We start from the raw sequence: 13,612 nt of genomic DNA, 5'->3' as shown, positions 1-13,612 counted from the left end.
TCTCGTCTCTTACTGCGCCTGTTCTTCATTTGCCTTTTGAACACCACGAAGCTTCTCAACGCGAAGCTCATCTTGTTCAAAGTACTGCACTAAATCGCCAATACGATCGATAGCTTCCCAGCTTAAATGATGTTCAATTCCTTCTACATCATTATAAATCTTACTTTCATCTACACCGATAATACGCATAAACTGCTCTAACAATTCATGACGATAAACAAGGCGCTTACCAATCTTTTTCCCTTTTGATGTTAATACAAGCCCTCTATATTTTTCATAAATTAGATATTCATCTTTATCAAGTTTTTGTACCATTTTTGTTACAGAGGATGGATGTACATTAAGCGCTTCGGCAATATCAGATACACGGGCATATCCCTTCTCTTCAATTAACAAATAAATTTGTTCAATATAATCTTCCATACTAGGAGTAGGCATCGGTTTCCTCCATCCAATTCAGTTTATATATTCCGCACTAAGCAATCAATAAAATGATACACCAGAAAGGATATCGTGACAAGGGTGGAAACAAGCCCATTTTCCCAATACACAAAAGAACCCACATACATATCGCGGGTTCTATCATGTAAGATATTGAATTTCAGCATTTGGAAAATATTTATGAATATAACCTCTGATTGTTTATAAATAACAATAATGACAATGCCCCATGCACCCTGTTGCAAGCGGAATTGCATATTCAGCAGACGGCTTAGATGTATTAAATTTAACATACTTCCAAAAGAATTCCCCTTCCTCAAGGAATAAGAAGGGTGAAGCCCAATGAGTAGGGAGGGGATGAATTTTGGTTGGCGTAAGCCAACGGAATGAAAAAGGAATTTCCTCAAATGAGACAGAAATTATAGAAAGAATACTTTTGATCTCAAAGTTATTGTTTGCTGGCTGTAGGCAGTGCACCATTAGAAATTCTAAAACAATACCGAAGCACAAGGACAAAACGAATGGGAGGTGATGACAATGTTGTTGAATCAAAAATATGAAATCTTTCCAACAGAAGCGCAAAAAGAAGTGTTAGACCGTTGGCTACAATATTGTCGTCAAACCTATAATTCTGCCTTGCTAGACAAAGAACGGAAATATAAGCAAAATAAAGAAAATTACAATCGTTATGATATGCAAAGACAACTTACATTGGACAAGAATACGTATCCTTTTCTAAAAGAAATGCCTTCTCAGCCGCTACAAGAAGTTTTTGCGCGTCTGAAAAAAGCGTTTGATAATTTCTTTCGTAAAGATGCAAAGTATCCAAAACAGAAAAAGTATAAAGACTACACGAGTATGACATTTCCGCAATTTGGGTTCAAACGAAATGGAAAGCATCGCTATGCTATGTCTTTTTCTGATAATGGTAAATTATACAATACAAAGCTGGGAGAAATAGATATCATCCTTCACAGACCACTCGAAGGAACAATCAAGCAACTGATTCTCAAACGTCAAGGGAAAAGATGGTACGCTATTTTCTGTGTCGAAAGACAAGTGGTTCCATCTGGTATCGATACCAATTGTGCGATAGGAATTGACGTGGGATTACATAAGTATGCCGTTCTTTCTAATGGTTCAGAGTTTGAAAACCCTAGATTTCTCCGTGAAAAAGAAAAACAACTAAAGAAAGCACAGCGAAAACTTTCTAGGAAGAAAAAAGGTTCTGCTAACTTCATAAAGCAAGTCGAGCTTGTTCGCAAGCTACATGAAAAAGTAGCGAACCAGCGCAGAGATTTTCTTCATAAACTCAGTTACAATCTAGCGAAAGAGTATTCCGTTATCGTTGTAGAAAATCTAAACATTCGAAACATGCTTGCTTACAAAAAGGATTAGAAGAATTGTTTGCCACAAACTAAAGTCTACAAACTGTAGGGCAGGGTTATGTCCGAACAGTATAATCTTCGCCTGTGGAGACTGTGTAAGACGCAGTGGGACACCCCACTATGCAACAGTCTATGAAGCGGGAAGTCCCTTCTTCAATCAGACCGGAAGGTGGATAAGGAGGGGTTATTCACGCGTCCTCCTTATTCCAACAACAAGCGTTGATTTTGCATACCGATATTTTTGTAATTCATTATCTTCTGGTAAATCTCGAATTTGATTGTGCGATGTTGTTTCACGTATTTCTAACCCCATATTTGTAAACTTCCCATACAATTCTTTTCCAAGTGGATATTCTAATGCTTGTGTTTCAAAATATACAAGCTTTGGCATAAAGTGAAACTTCCATCAGTGGGGGTTTTTTCATCCCCCACTGATGGTTAGTTGAACCAATCGGGCTTTTACGGGCAGTTATCCCCCACCTATCTTCCTCGCTTCTCTCTCAAGCTTGAGGTGGGGGTCTTACTGCCCGCGAATAGCGGGATAAATGGTTCCAGAGTAATCTCCACCTTCTTTTCTTAGTATGAGCGAAAGACTAGATGAAAACGCGGTTCAAACTTTTCCACTTTTACTCATCTGTATTCTTAAATATTCAATTTTTAAAAAGAGTATCTATCCTATCACTTAACGATATGGCAAGGTGCCGTATTAGCCCTTTTCTTCTACGTTTTATATAAATTTTTATTTAAAACCTCAAGGTTTTAACAGCTCTTTTCAGGGCTGTTTTTCGTTTGTCTAAATTTACAAAAAGAAAAATAACATAAACAAAAAAGAAAAATACAAAATAATTAAAGTAAATTGTTGACGGGATGCTTTTATTATCGGTATCATATTTCTTCGTGAGCAATTATTTTTCGTTATACGATTTTTTTATTATTACTGAATTTTTGAGAGGGGAAATTTGATGTCACTTAAGAAGAAAACGCAAGTACGCACCGGCAAAATGGTACGTGAGCTAATGTTAGCAGACGAAGATGTAAATGCTTCGCTAATTATGGTATATAGTGAAAACGGTGTAAACGCAGAAATTAAAATCGAGGGCTTAACGCCGAAATGTAACGAAGAATTATTTTTGAGCGGAAACGTAGATTGGAACAAGAGCGTTATTTATAAAATTGTCGATTTTACTGGCAATGCTGAAGTTGGTAAAGTGACATTAAGCGCAATGAACAAAAACAATGTTTCACTGCAGATCGAACGCGTCATGTGGAGTAAAGGAACGAAAGAAGAAACGACAGAACTAGAAGACAATACACTATCAGTTGTCGAAACTCCAAACAAAGAGACAGCAGTTGAAACTTCAAAAGAAGTGACACCTGTAACAAAATCAGTTGTAAATGTTGCACCTACTCCAACATCAATTCCAAAGCCAGCGCGTCCAGAACCAGTAGTCAAATCTGCACCAACGCCTGTACAAAAAGAAGTAACTGTACCAACTACAGTGCAAAAAAAAGCAACTGTGTCAACTCCAGTACAACCAGTAGTTCCAGTTAAACAACCTGTAACAAATCAACCAAACTCTGAATTACAAGAAAAATATGTTCGTCTTGTAAAACAAGCTGTGGATGTATGTCAAGATTACGAACTTGGTGTGGATGTAGACGATTCTATCGAAAATTTAAAAAATGAATTACAAAAACAAGGAATATCGGTAGCATTTGATGCAGAAATTATGGATGTTGTAAACCGTTTACGTTCACTAAAGCAAAAGGGCATTAAAGTAGAAAAAGTATTGAACTTATTATAAAAAATAAGGAGATGGTTCACCCATCTCCTTATTTTTTATAATTCCATTCGTCACTTTCATATTTTTCTTTTGCTAATGTTTCAACTTCATGCAGTTGTTCTGCTGTTAACTGATACGGAACAAGTTCAACATTTAACCCTTTCTCGAATCCAATCTGAAATGCATCGATAAGTTGTTGAATTGTAAATGTACGATCTGTTAATTCATTAATTGCGATTGCTTTTGAAGAGAACATTTTTTTCATACGTTCTTTCACACGTTCATTTGAAAACAGAAACAAATCATACAGCGTATCTAGGTCAATTTCTAACGGAATTGAGCCGTGCTGTAAAATAACTCCCTTTTGACGCGTTTGTGCACTTCCAGCAATTTTGCGCCCTTCTACAACGATCTCATACCATGACGGAGCATCAAAACAAACTGCTGAACGCGGATTTTTCAAATTATCGCGCTCCTCCGCTGTTTTTGGTACTGCAAAATATGCTTCTAAACCTAGTCCTTTAAATCCATCTAACAAACCTTGTGAAATGACGCGATATGCTTCCGTCACTGTTTTAGGCATGCTTGGATGATCTTCAGATACAATTACACTATAGGTTAATTCATTATCATGAAGAACGCCCCGGCCACCCGTTTGACGGCGTACAAAGCCAAAACCATTTCTATTCACTGCATCCATATCAATTTCTTTTGAAGCACGTTGGAAATACCCCACTGTTAACGTCGGAACTTCCCACTCATAAAAACGAATTGTTGGAGGCATTTTCTTTTCACTTTGCCAATTTAATAAACATTCATCTAACGCCATATTAAACGCCGGAGAGCATTTACCAGAATTTATATAACACCATTTTTCCTTTTCCATCCCACACCTCATATAACTAATTTTTCTCACATTCTCTAGTCTATCAAATTCGACAAAATTTGTGAAAGAATACGAAATTTCTTCTAATACAAAATGAACTTGTTGCATAAATACATATGGGCATTATAATATTGAAAGTAGGATAAGAAAAAAGGGAGCGATACAATCGTGTCAACAAATGTTATTATTTTACTAGCCATAACCGTAGGATTCATCGGCTACTCTGTATGGATGTATTTCTATCAGAAAAAATTAGTTAAAACACTTCCAGAAGAAGAATTTCGCGCTGGATATCGTAAAGCACAACTTATCGATGTTCGTGAAGCGGACGAATATAATGCTGGTCATATTTTAGGAGCGCGCAATATCCCGATTTCACAAATACGTCTTCGTTACAAAGAACTTCGTACTGATCAACCGATTTATATGTATTGCCAAAACGGTTTCCGAACAGGCCGCGCAGCACAGTTTTTAAAGAAGCATGGTTACAAAGAATTTTATCAATTGCGAGGCGGCTTTAAAACTTGGTCTGGTAAAGTGAAAAAGAAGGATTCATAATAAATAGCTAGCTTGTTTATCACAAGCTAGCTATTTCATTCCATTTTACTAGCGATATACATTAAATTTTTCTTTACATCTTCACTACCTTGATCACGCACATTTCGGTAGAGCAACTGGTATTCTACTTTCTCTTCTTTCCAAGTGAGCGTCGCAATGTCTTCTCCATCCATTTCTCCGTCACCATTTTTAAAATAAGCTGTTATACCATTTGCAAGCTTTACTTGCTCCTGAAAATGATTTTGCTCTACAATAAAAGGAAAATTATACGAAAAATTGGCAACTGTTAATTCAATATAATCTTTCATGCTTTTTTCACGTCGTTCATATTTAATACCAAGAGCAATTCGCTTATCTCCCATTTTTCGAACTACTGCTTTTGGGTTATCTTTTGACTCATACGGTAAATATGATGGTGTTTGAAACGAAAACGGGAGAACGTTTTTTACAGCTTGTACCGATACTGGATCAGACATCATATCTTCACTTGCCTCTAAACTTGCTGCAAAATTTCTTTCCTCAATCATCGTTTGTTGAAAAGAACATGCAGTTAGCACCATACTAGAAAACACGAAACATATCATCCGTTTTTTCAATGTGTATCCGCCCTTTCTCAACATTCTCTTTTCTATCAAGATACAATTGAAGCTTTCGTATGTTATGTTCATATTCTCTTTTTCTTCCTGTTTCACCTCTGAAAACTTTCCTCGTTTATCTCACACAATTTGACAAAAATACTTTCCCTATTCTCACGCCAAGTATGATTGTTACGCGAATAGAGGAAAGCATTATTAACAAAATAGAGTATGAAAAGCTTTTCATGTCAAGTGTTTCATAAAATTCCCCTCATCCTTTTCCTGTATAATGAAAATAGAGGTGAAACATATGGTAAATATAAAACAAATTGCGAAAACGGCCGGAGTCTCTATTACGACTGTTTCACGCGTCTTAAATGAACATCCATATGTCAGTGCAGAAAAAAGAAAACGTGTCCTAGACGCTGTCGAAGAATTGAATTACGCCAAAAATGTAAATGCAGTTCATCTTCTAAAAGGAAAAACATATACGATTGGTGTTATGCTTCCTTTTATTAATCTGCCGTACTTTAGTACAATCATTGAAGGAATTGGAAACAAGGCGCTTGAAGCAGGATATCGCATTAATCTTTGTCAAACAAATTACGATAGTATTGAGGAAATACGTGTCCTCGAAATGATGAAGATGAAACAATTTGATGGAATGATTATTTGTTCTCGAACAAGTTCATGGGATGCAATTGAACCTTATGCAAAGTTCGCTCCTATCATTTCGTGTGAAAAACTGCTACATCCTCTTATATCTTCTGTGTTTGTCAATCATTATGACGGCTTCCGTATTGGGACAGAATATTTATTACAAAATGGACACGAACACATTGGATTTTGTTTAGCACGCGAAAAAAGTGTGAATACAAAACAGCGCGAGCAAGCATTCTTTGATGCGCTTCGTACAGCTGGAAAACGCGCACAGACAGACTGGCTATTTTATCATTGTTACAACATTCAAGACGGCGCAAACGTAATCAAAAATATACTAACTATGAAAAGTCGCCCCACCGCTCTTTTCGCTGCAAGCGACCAAGTGGCTGCTGGCTTATTAACAGAAGCAAAAAAACAAGGATTGCGAGTCCCAGAAGATTTGGCAATTCTTGGATTTGACAATCATCCCATTTCTGAGGCACTAGAAATAACCACCATTGAACATCCTGGACTAGCAATGGGGAACCGTGCTTTTTCACTATTTTATGAACAAGTACAACATGAGCAGATTATAGGGACTTCTGAAGAATTACCGTTTCGTTTAATTGAACGAGAAACAGTGTAAAGCTCCTATTATTAGAGCTTTACACTGTTCAATTTTGTATAATTGTCCTTCTTGACTATATATTTTTTTTATCTTATACTTTAACTAACGAACGGTAGGTAGGGGATGAACATGACAGCAAACCGCATAAAATCTGTAGCACTTTCACACTTTGCACGCTATGGCTATGAAGGAACTTCACTAGCAAACATTGCACAAGATGTTGGTATTAAGAAGCCGTCAATATATGCACATTTTAAAGGAAAAGAAGAGCTATATTTTATTTGCTTAGAAGAAGCCTTACAAAAGGATCTACAATTCTTTAAACAGTATGTTACGAATCCGGAAAACACACCGTTTGGAGACTTTTTATTCCGCCTTCTTAAAGATTACGGTCATCGCTTTCAAGAGGGCATTGAAACAATGTTTTGGCTTCGCACTTCATTTTTTCCACCCGATGCTTTTCGCGAGCAAATTGTAGAAAAAGCAAATGCATACATTGAAAACATCGGGCAGCTTCTAGTACCTATATTTGAACAAGCAAAAGAAAAAAAAGAACTTTGTAACATTGAAGTAGCAGAAGCTGTTACAGCTTATTTGTGTTTAATTGACGGATTAATGGTTGAATTTTTATTTGCTGGAATACACCCCTTTGAAAATCGATTACACGCATCTTGGAAAGTGTTTTGGCGCGGATTATCAAAATGACGGATTGCATACGCAATGCGTCATTTTCCGGTCCCAAACCTAACGACTGGTAGGAAGGAGAATGAATGATGGAATGGATTTATGTTATTTTAGCAGGAATCATTGAAATTATTTGGGTAATTGGTTTAAAGCATGCAACAACACCACTGGAATGGATCGGTGTAGCGATTGCAATCGCTATTAGCTTTTTCCTATTATTTAAAGCTTATGCAAAACTCCCTGTAGGGACTGTGTATGCTGTTTTCACAGGAATCGGAGCTGGAGGTATTGTGCTAACAGAAATTTTTGTTTTTGGCGAACCATTTTCGATTGTAAAAATCTTTTTTATCGGTTTAATTTTTGTTGGTGTTATTGGTTTAAAACGAGTAACAGGTGAACAAGTAGAGAAGGAGGCTGCATAAACATGGCATGGTTATTTTTAATTATTGCTGGTATATGTGAGATTACTGGTGTTATCTTTATGAAGATAGCCACTGAAAAAAAAGGATGGATGCCAAAACTCATTTTAGCTGCAAACTTCGGTGTAAGCTTCCTTTTCCTGTCTCTCGCAATGGATACACTGCCAATGGGAACGGCTTACGCAATCTGGACGGGAATCGGAACTGCAGGAAGCGCACTGCTTGGTATTATCATTTTCCGCGAATCTGCTGATTGGCGCCGCCTTGCTTTCTTAAGCTGCATCTTATGCGGTGCGGTTGGTTTAAAACTCATGAGTTAATGAAGTGAATGCTGTGTGGAAAAAAGAGGAAAACAAATTATGACAGGAATCGTACTTGCAATTGCACTCTTATTGCAATCTATATTCCATATTGTAGAATGGTTATTTCATAAAGCATTTTTAATCATCTCTTTTATTCCAAACATGGCTCTTGAAGTAACTTCCGTTGCTTGGTCGATTATCGCTTCAATTGGAATTATCATCATTTGGAGTATCGCGAAACTTTGTAATAAATTCTTTTTAAAAGACAGTTCTTCTGACAAGAAGTAGCTGTCTTTTTTCATATAATTCCCTCCTTTGCACATACTACCAAAAAAGGAGCTGATTATATGCAAACTTCTGTACATAAACATATTTTGCTACTATTTTTTGTCTTTATTGTATGTGTTGTATTTTTTAGTTTCGTACTACATACGTATAACGTGCCTGCCTATTCACCAAGCATGGTGTCAATTTATAAATTTGTTGTACATAATTTGTTGCATTAAAAAAGACCAACATTTCCCTGTTGGTCTTTCATATATGTATCACTTCTCAAAGCGATTTAACATCTCATCTCTCATACCAAAGCTCACAACCGCAATTCCGACATACATAAAAATAAGAACTGCTGGATGTACTGTATTGTACCAGTGACTATCAATAATTAAATATACCGTTAATACTGTAACAAGTAAAAAAGCAACAATAAACATGTAAAAATGTCTTTGACTACCCATAACGAACTCCTCTCTAAATTACTCATTTATTGTAACGAATTCTCCCCTATGACTCAAGACTAACTTTCCTGTAAATGGTCTAACTCAACTTTCACAATATCATGACAAGCGATTGGAATGAGTGTTCCTTTACTATCGATTGCGGTTACACTTTTATTATCTAATACGTGATGTTTCACTCTCTCTAACATTTTTTCTGTATCTTGGTAATAAAATTCTTTAATATCCTTAATCATCTCACCATTTTCTAAATGGTACACCATCCTATAACGCTTATAGCCCATCTTTTTCATCCCCTTGTTCATTTCTTCACATATGTATGAAAAATTGACATTTTTGCTTCTCATTTACTTTAATTTCATTAAAATTCTAACAAAAATACACAATTTTATCAAAGGGACTTTTTCAACAAAAATGTTGAGAAAGTATGACAATTCCACAATCTTACATAAAACCTGCAATTTTATAACATCTTTTTTAGGTAATAATACTTTCTTCGGCAATATATGAAAAGAACTCGCATATAGCGAGTTCTCTCCAACCTATTATTGATAATTAAACTTGTACCACAGCTGGTTTTTGATAACGTAAAATCGGCTTACGCGCTGCCATTGTTTCATCAAGGCGCTTAATTACTGTTGTATGCGGCGCTTCTTGAACCACTTCTGGGTTCTCTTCTACCTCTTTTGCGATTTGAATCATTGTATCGATAAATCCATCTAATGTTTCTTTTGACTCTGTTTCTGTCGGCTCAATCATGATACATTCTTCCACATTTAATGGGAAGTAAATTGTTGGCGGATGGTAGCCGAAATCAAGCAGACGTTTTGCAATATCAAGTGTACGTACGCCAAGTTTCTTTTGACGACGACCAGATAAAACAAATTCATGCTTACAATGTCTATCAAATGGAAGATCATAGAATGGAGCTAATCTTCTCATCATATAGTTAGCATTTAATACTGCATATTCTGTTACTGCACGAAGTCCGTCTGGACCCATAGAACGAATATACGTATAAGCACGAACATTGATACCGAAGTTTCCATAGAATGGTTTCACGCGTCCAATTGCTTGTGGACGATCGTAGTTAAAGTGATAACCATTTTCTGTTTTCTCTAAAATTGGTTTTGGTAAAAACGGAATTAAATCAGCTTTCACACCTACTGGACCAGAACCTGGACCACCGCCGCCGTGCGGACCTGTAAATGTTTTATGAAGGTTTAAATGCACAACGTCAAATCCCATATCTCCTGGGCGCGCTTGACTTAATACTGCATTTAAGTTTGCGCCATCATAATACAATTTACCACCTGCATTATGAACGATTTCCGCCATTTCTAAAATGTTTTCTTCAAATAAACCAAGTGTATTTGGATTTGTTAACATAAGTGCCGCTGTTTCTTCGTTCACAACACGTTTTAAATCTTCCAAATCAACAAGACCATTTTCATTTGATTTTACCGTAATTGTTTCAAATCCTGCTACTGTTGCAGATGCTGGATTTGTTCCGTGCGCAGAGTCAGGAACAATAACTTTTGTACGGTTATAGTCACCGTTTGCTTCATGGTATGCACGGATTAACATTAACCCTGTCCACTCTCCATGTGCACCAGCTGCTGGTTGAAGTGTAACAGTATCCATACCTGTGATTTCGATTAAATGTTCTTGTAAATCGTACATTAATTCCATTGCACCTTGCACTGTCTTTTCATCTTGAAGCGGATGAATATGCGCTAAACCAGGGAAACGTGCTACATTTTCATTGATCTTTGGATTGTACTTCATTGTACAAGATCCTAATGGATAGAACCCAGAATCAACACCATGGTTACGATTTGAAAGAGCTGTGTAATGGCGCATAATATCAAGCTCTGATACTTCTGGAAGCTCAGCATCTTCTACGCGGATATAATCGCTCTCAAACACATCCTCTAACTTTACTTCTTCTACATCTAATTGGGGTAAGCTATATCCTACGCGTCCTTCTCTACTCATTTCAAAAATAAGTGCTTGATCTTGATTCTTCATTGGATAGCCCCCATTTCGTTTACAAGTGTGTCAATTTCTTCTTTTGTGCGAAGCTCTGTTACAGCTAGAAGCATATGATTTGCAAGTTCTGCATAATCACGGCCAAGATCGTAACCACCGATAATATTTTTTTGTAATAATACATCGTTTACTTCTTGTACTGGACGTTTGCAATCTACAACAAATTCATTGAAGAACGGTCCAGCAAACGTTACCGTAAAGCCTTTTGCTTCAAGTTGACGTTTTGCGTATTGTGCTTTAGAAACATTTTGACGTGCCATTTCCTTCACACCTTGTTTTCCAAGTGCTGTCATTGCAACAGAAGCTGCTAATGCGTTTAACGCTTGGTTTGAGCAAATATTAGATGTCGCTTTATCACGGCGAATATGTTGTTCGCGTGCCTGCAGCGTTAATACGAAACCGCGTTGTCCTTCAGAATCTACTGTTTGTCCAACAAGGCGTCCTGGAATCTTACGCATAAACGCTTTTGTTGTTGCGAAATAACCGCAGTGAGGGCCACCAAACTGAGTTGGAATACCAAATGGCTGTGCATCGCCTACAACAACATCCACTCCAAATTTACCAGGTGGTGTTAACGCTCCTAATGCTAATGGGTTAGAAGAAACGATAAATAATGATTTTTGCTGATGAACGATTTTCTCAATATCAGCTAGTTTCTCTACTTGTCCGAAGAAGTTTGGATATTGAACGATTACGCAAGCTACTGTATCATCTACTTTGCTTTGTAATTCGTTTAAGTCTGTTATGCCATCTTTATAATCAATTTCAACAACCTCAAGGTGTTGACCTTTTGCATATGTTTCAAGAACTGCTCTTGATTCTGGATGAACTGCTTTAGAAACAAGAATTTTCTTTTTACGAGTATGACCTGCTGCTAGCATCGCCGCTTCTGCTAACGCTGTACCTCCGTCATACATAGAAGAGTTTGCTACATCCATTCCCGTTAATTCACAAATCATTGTTTGGAATTCAAAGATTGCCTGTAATTCCCCTTGTGAAATTTCCGGTTGGTATGGTGTATAAGCTGTATAAAATTCTGAACGAGAAAGAACATGATCAACAATTACTGGTGCATAATGATCATATACACCTGCTCCTAGGAAGGAAGCATAGTCTTTTAAATTTGCATTTTTACGAGCAAGCTCAGACAGTTCTTTTAAAAGTTCTGGTTCTGATTTTGCTTGTTTAATATTTAAATCCCCTTGAAAACGAACGCTTGTTGGAATATCAGAAAATAATTCATCAATCGATTGTACACCAATCGTTTGTAACATTTCTTTTTTGTCTTCTTCTGTCATTGGAAGATAACGATGCAACATGAAATCTACCCCTCTCCCCGTTACTTTGAACGTTTGTAAAATGGTGTTGGAACGACAATTGCTTTGACGCGTTTGTTACGAATTTCAATTTCGACTTCTGTATCAATTGCTGCATATTTTACATCAATTAGCGCTAAACCGATGCTTTTCTTTAACGTTGGAGATTGTGTACCACTTGTAACTTCCCCGATTTTTTCATCGCCTACATATACTGGATAATGAGTACGCGGGATACCACGCTCAATTACTTCGATGCCGACTAATTTACGAGGTGCACCGTTTTCTTTTTGTTCCTTTAAAGTTTCTTTTCCAAAGAAATCTACTTCTTTGTTTGGTTTTACCGCAAAGCCAATTCCAGCTTCGATTGGTGTAATATCTTTCGATAACTCTTGACCATAAAGCGGAAGTGTTGCTTCAAAGCGAAGTGTATCACGTGCTCCTAAGCCACATGGTTTTAAGCCGTCTTCTGCTCCTGCTTCAAGAAGTTTCTCCCAAAGTTTTGCAGCATCTTCACTCTTACAGTAAATTTCAAAGCCATCTTCACCTGTGTAACCTGTACGAGATACAAGCGCTTCTACACCATCTACAAGAACATGGTCTTTAAATTTAAAGAACTTTATTTCTTTCAAATCTTCTGACACAACTTTTTGTAAAATGCCTTCTGCTTTTGGTCCTTGAATTGCAAGCTGTGCAATTTCACTAGAAACGTTGACTACTTGCACATCACCGCTTACATGAGATGCTAACCATTCGTAATCTTTTTCAATATTTGATGCATTGATTACTAATAAATAGTCTTCTTCCCCGCGTTTGTAGATTAATAAATCATCTACTGTACCGCCATCTTCGTAACACATTGCCGTATATTGTGCTCCGCCTACCTTTAAGATAGAAACGTCGTTTGTAACTATACGTTGTAAAAATGCTAAACTATCTGCACCTTTTACTTCTACTTCTCCCATGTGAGACACATCAAAAAGACCTGCTGCTGTGCGAACAGCCTCGTGTTCTTCTTTAATGCTCGAAAATTGAACTGGCAATTCCCAACCACCAAAATCAATTGTCTTCCCACCATACTTCGCGTATACATCAAATAGCGGTGTACGTTGTAATGTAATCATGTTCTCTCCCCCTTACGCTGTCTATGACAAATCAATAAAAGTTGGCTTCCCATATCTAAACATTTTCAATTCTGAA

General features: G+C 37.0%; 17 protein-coding genes and 2 pseudogenes. 9 read left to right on the top strand and 10 right to left on the bottom strand.

Annotated elements, in window-relative coordinates; translation table 11 throughout:
- Window positions 1-9 precede the first annotated feature (9 nt).
- Together mntR and LRP84_RS15775 are read right to left on the bottom strand one after the other, a co-directional pair.
- On the bottom strand, window positions 10-438 hold the full coding sequence (mntR, locus tag LRP84_RS15780; RefSeq protein ID WP_230575951.1) for a transcriptional regulator MntR: 429 nt from the start codon (window positions 436-438) through the stop codon (window positions 10-12).
- Window positions 439-645: 207 nt separating this feature from the next.
- Window positions 646-738 (bottom strand): annotated as a pseudogene (locus LRP84_RS15775) (spore photoproduct lyase family protein); the annotation flags it as partial.
- 240 nt (window positions 739-978) lie between these two features.
- Here LRP84_RS15775 and LRP84_RS15770 point away from each other — a divergent pair.
- Window positions 979-1,839, top strand: a complete 861-nt coding sequence (locus tag LRP84_RS15770) for an RNA-guided endonuclease InsQ/TnpB family protein (protein ID WP_230575950.1) — start codon at window positions 979-981, stop codon at window positions 1,837-1,839.
- A gap of 183 nt (window positions 1,840-2,022) precedes the next feature.
- Here the strand turns inward: LRP84_RS15770 and LRP84_RS15765 are convergent.
- Window positions 2,023-2,220, bottom strand: a pseudogene (locus tag LRP84_RS15765) (spore photoproduct lyase family protein); the annotation flags it as partial.
- Between the two features lie 571 nt (window positions 2,221-2,791).
- On the opposite strand from LRP84_RS15765, the gene LRP84_RS15760 reads away from it, so the two are divergent.
- Window positions 2,792-3,634 (top strand): hypothetical protein, encoded by an 843-nt coding sequence (locus LRP84_RS15760; RefSeq protein ID WP_230575949.1) that lies wholly within the window; start codon window positions 2,792-2,794, stop codon window positions 3,632-3,634.
- Window positions 3,635-3,662: 28 nt separating this feature from the next.
- On the opposite strand, the gene LRP84_RS15755 is transcribed toward LRP84_RS15760, so the two are convergent.
- Complete coding sequence (locus tag LRP84_RS15755) at window positions 3,663-4,499, bottom strand: lipoate--protein ligase family protein (RefSeq protein WP_230575948.1); 837 nt, start codon at window positions 4,497-4,499, stop codon at window positions 3,663-3,665.
- A gap of 168 nt (window positions 4,500-4,667) precedes the next feature.
- Here LRP84_RS15755 and LRP84_RS15750 point away from each other — a divergent pair, with 168 nt between their 5' ends.
- The gene (locus tag LRP84_RS15750; protein WP_230575947.1) at window positions 4,668-5,057 is read left to right on the top strand and encodes a rhodanese-like domain-containing protein; all 390 of its coding nucleotides are present in this window, start codon (window positions 4,668-4,670) and stop codon (window positions 5,055-5,057) included.
- A 35-nt stretch (window positions 5,058-5,092) separates the two neighbouring features.
- On the opposite strand, the gene LRP84_RS15745 is transcribed toward LRP84_RS15750, so the two are convergent.
- Window positions 5,093-5,677: a DNA polymerase III subunit delta gene (locus LRP84_RS15745; RefSeq protein ID WP_230575992.1), complete on the bottom strand. Its 585-nt coding sequence runs from the start codon at window positions 5,675-5,677 to the stop codon at window positions 5,093-5,095.
- Window positions 5,678-5,942: 265 nt separating this feature from the next.
- Here LRP84_RS15745 and LRP84_RS15740 point away from each other — a divergent pair, with 265 nt between their 5' ends.
- The 6 genes from LRP84_RS15740 to LRP84_RS15715 all read left to right on the top strand — a co-directional run bounded on the left by LRP84_RS15740 (window position 5,943) and on the right by LRP84_RS15715 (window position 8,813).
- Entirely contained in the window at window positions 5,943-6,920 is a 978-nt protein-coding gene (locus LRP84_RS15740; RefSeq protein WP_230575946.1) for a LacI family DNA-binding transcriptional regulator, read from the top strand.
- Window positions 6,921-7,025: 105 nt separating this feature from the next.
- The gene (locus LRP84_RS15735; protein WP_230575945.1) at window positions 7,026-7,607 is read left to right on the top strand and encodes a TetR/AcrR family transcriptional regulator; all 582 of its coding nucleotides are present in this window, start codon (window positions 7,026-7,028) and stop codon (window positions 7,605-7,607) included.
- Between the two features lie 68 nt (window positions 7,608-7,675).
- Window positions 7,676-8,008, top strand: a complete 333-nt coding sequence (locus tag LRP84_RS15730) for a DMT family transporter (RefSeq protein WP_230575944.1) — start codon at window positions 7,676-7,678, stop codon at window positions 8,006-8,008.
- A gap of 2 nt (window positions 8,009-8,010) precedes the next feature.
- Entirely contained in the window at window positions 8,011-8,325 is a 315-nt protein-coding gene (locus LRP84_RS15725) for a DMT family transporter (protein WP_098307688.1), read from the top strand.
- A gap of 39 nt (window positions 8,326-8,364) precedes the next feature.
- Complete coding sequence (locus LRP84_RS15720; RefSeq protein ID WP_230575943.1) at window positions 8,365-8,595, top strand: DUF3975 family protein; 231 nt, start codon at window positions 8,365-8,367, stop codon at window positions 8,593-8,595.
- 59 nt (window positions 8,596-8,654) lie between these two features.
- Window positions 8,655-8,813: a hypothetical protein gene (locus LRP84_RS15715; protein ID WP_230575942.1), complete on the top strand. Its 159-nt coding sequence runs from the start codon at window positions 8,655-8,657 to the stop codon at window positions 8,811-8,813.
- A gap of 39 nt (window positions 8,814-8,852) precedes the next feature.
- Here the strand turns inward: LRP84_RS15715 and LRP84_RS15710 are convergent, their stop codons facing one another.
- The 5 genes from LRP84_RS15710 to gcvT all read right to left on the bottom strand — a co-directional run bounded on the left by LRP84_RS15710 (window position 8,853) and on the right by gcvT (window position 13,536).
- Entirely contained in the window at window positions 8,853-9,044 is a 192-nt protein-coding gene (locus tag LRP84_RS15710; RefSeq protein ID WP_098307694.1) for a hypothetical protein, read from the bottom strand.
- A 59-nt stretch (window positions 9,045-9,103) separates the two neighbouring features.
- On the bottom strand, window positions 9,104-9,328 hold the full coding sequence (locus tag LRP84_RS15705) for a DUF3929 family protein (RefSeq protein ID WP_098307696.1): 225 nt from the start codon (window positions 9,326-9,328) through the stop codon (window positions 9,104-9,106).
- 271 nt (window positions 9,329-9,599) lie between these two features.
- Window positions 9,600-11,075: an aminomethyl-transferring glycine dehydrogenase subunit 2 gene (gene gcvPB / locus LRP84_RS15700; RefSeq protein WP_230575941.1), complete on the bottom strand. Its 1,476-nt coding sequence runs from the start codon at window positions 11,073-11,075 to the stop codon at window positions 9,600-9,602.
- On the bottom strand, window positions 11,072-12,415 hold the full coding sequence (gcvPA, locus tag LRP84_RS15695) for an aminomethyl-transferring glycine dehydrogenase subunit GcvPA (protein WP_230575940.1): 1,344 nt from the start codon (window positions 12,413-12,415) through the stop codon (window positions 11,072-11,074). The genes gcvPB and gcvPA overlap by 4 nt, the downstream gene beginning before the upstream one ends.
- 20 nt (window positions 12,416-12,435) lie before the next feature.
- Complete coding sequence (gene gcvT / locus LRP84_RS15690) at window positions 12,436-13,536, bottom strand: glycine cleavage system aminomethyltransferase GcvT (RefSeq protein ID WP_230575939.1); 1,101 nt, start codon at window positions 13,534-13,536, stop codon at window positions 12,436-12,438.
- Between the last annotated feature and the right edge of the window lie 76 nt (window positions 13,537-13,612).

Source organism: Bacillus rhizoplanae, assembly GCF_917563915.1.
In the GTDB taxonomy this organism is placed as follows: Bacteria; Bacillota; Bacilli; order Bacillales; family Bacillaceae_G; genus Bacillus_A; species Bacillus_A rhizoplanae.
The sequence above is the reverse complement of the archived record's forward strand: the minus strand, read 5'-3'. Positions and strand labels throughout refer to the sequence as shown.

Excerpts from the sequence above, each read along its gene's own strand:
- LRP84_RS15715 (WP_230575942.1), top strand. The coding sequence starts at position 8,655 with ATGCAAACTTCTGTACATAAACATATTTTGCTACTATTTTTTGTCTTT.
- LRP84_RS15720 (WP_230575943.1), top strand. The coding sequence starts at position 8,365 with ATGACAGGAATCGTACTTGCAATTGCACTCTTATTGCAATCTATATTC.
- LRP84_RS15735 (WP_230575945.1), top strand. The coding sequence starts at position 7,026 with ATGAACATGACAGCAAACCGCATAAAATCTGTAGCACTTTCACACTTT.
- LRP84_RS15740 (WP_230575946.1), top strand. The coding sequence starts at position 5,943 with ATGGTAAATATAAAACAAATTGCGAAAACGGCCGGAGTCTCTATTACG.
- gcvPB (WP_230575941.1), bottom strand. The coding sequence starts at position 11,075 with ATGAAGAATCAAGATCAAGCACTTATTTTTGAAATGAGTAGAGAAGGA.
- LRP84_RS15755 (WP_230575948.1), bottom strand. The coding sequence starts at position 4,499 with ATGGAAAAGGAAAAATGGTGTTATATAAATTCTGGTAAATGCTCTCCG.
- LRP84_RS15760 (WP_230575949.1), top strand. The coding sequence starts at position 2,792 with ATGTCACTTAAGAAGAAAACGCAAGTACGCACCGGCAAAATGGTACGT.
- gcvPA (WP_230575940.1), bottom strand. The coding sequence starts at position 12,415 with ATGTTGCATCGTTATCTTCCAATGACAGAAGAAGACAAAAAAGAAATG.
- LRP84_RS15705 (WP_098307696.1), bottom strand. The coding sequence starts at position 9,328 with ATGGGCTATAAGCGTTATAGGATGGTGTACCATTTAGAAAATGGTGAG.
- LRP84_RS15725 (WP_098307688.1), top strand. The coding sequence starts at position 8,011 with ATGGCATGGTTATTTTTAATTATTGCTGGTATATGTGAGATTACTGGT.
- LRP84_RS15710 (WP_098307694.1), bottom strand. The coding sequence starts at position 9,044 with ATGGGTAGTCAAAGACATTTTTACATGTTTATTGTTGCTTTTTTACTT.
- LRP84_RS15730 (WP_230575944.1), top strand. The coding sequence starts at position 7,676 with ATGGAATGGATTTATGTTATTTTAGCAGGAATCATTGAAATTATTTGG.
- LRP84_RS15745 (WP_230575992.1), bottom strand. The coding sequence starts at position 5,677 with ATGTTGAGAAAGGGCGGATACACATTGAAAAAACGGATGATATGTTTC.
- LRP84_RS15770 (WP_230575950.1), top strand. The coding sequence starts at position 979 with ATGTTGTTGAATCAAAAATATGAAATCTTTCCAACAGAAGCGCAAAAA.
- mntR (WP_230575951.1), bottom strand. The coding sequence starts at position 438 with ATGCCTACTCCTAGTATGGAAGATTATATTGAACAAATTTATTTGTTA.
- gcvT (WP_230575939.1), bottom strand. The coding sequence starts at position 13,536 with ATGATTACATTACAACGTACACCGCTATTTGATGTATACGCGAAGTAT.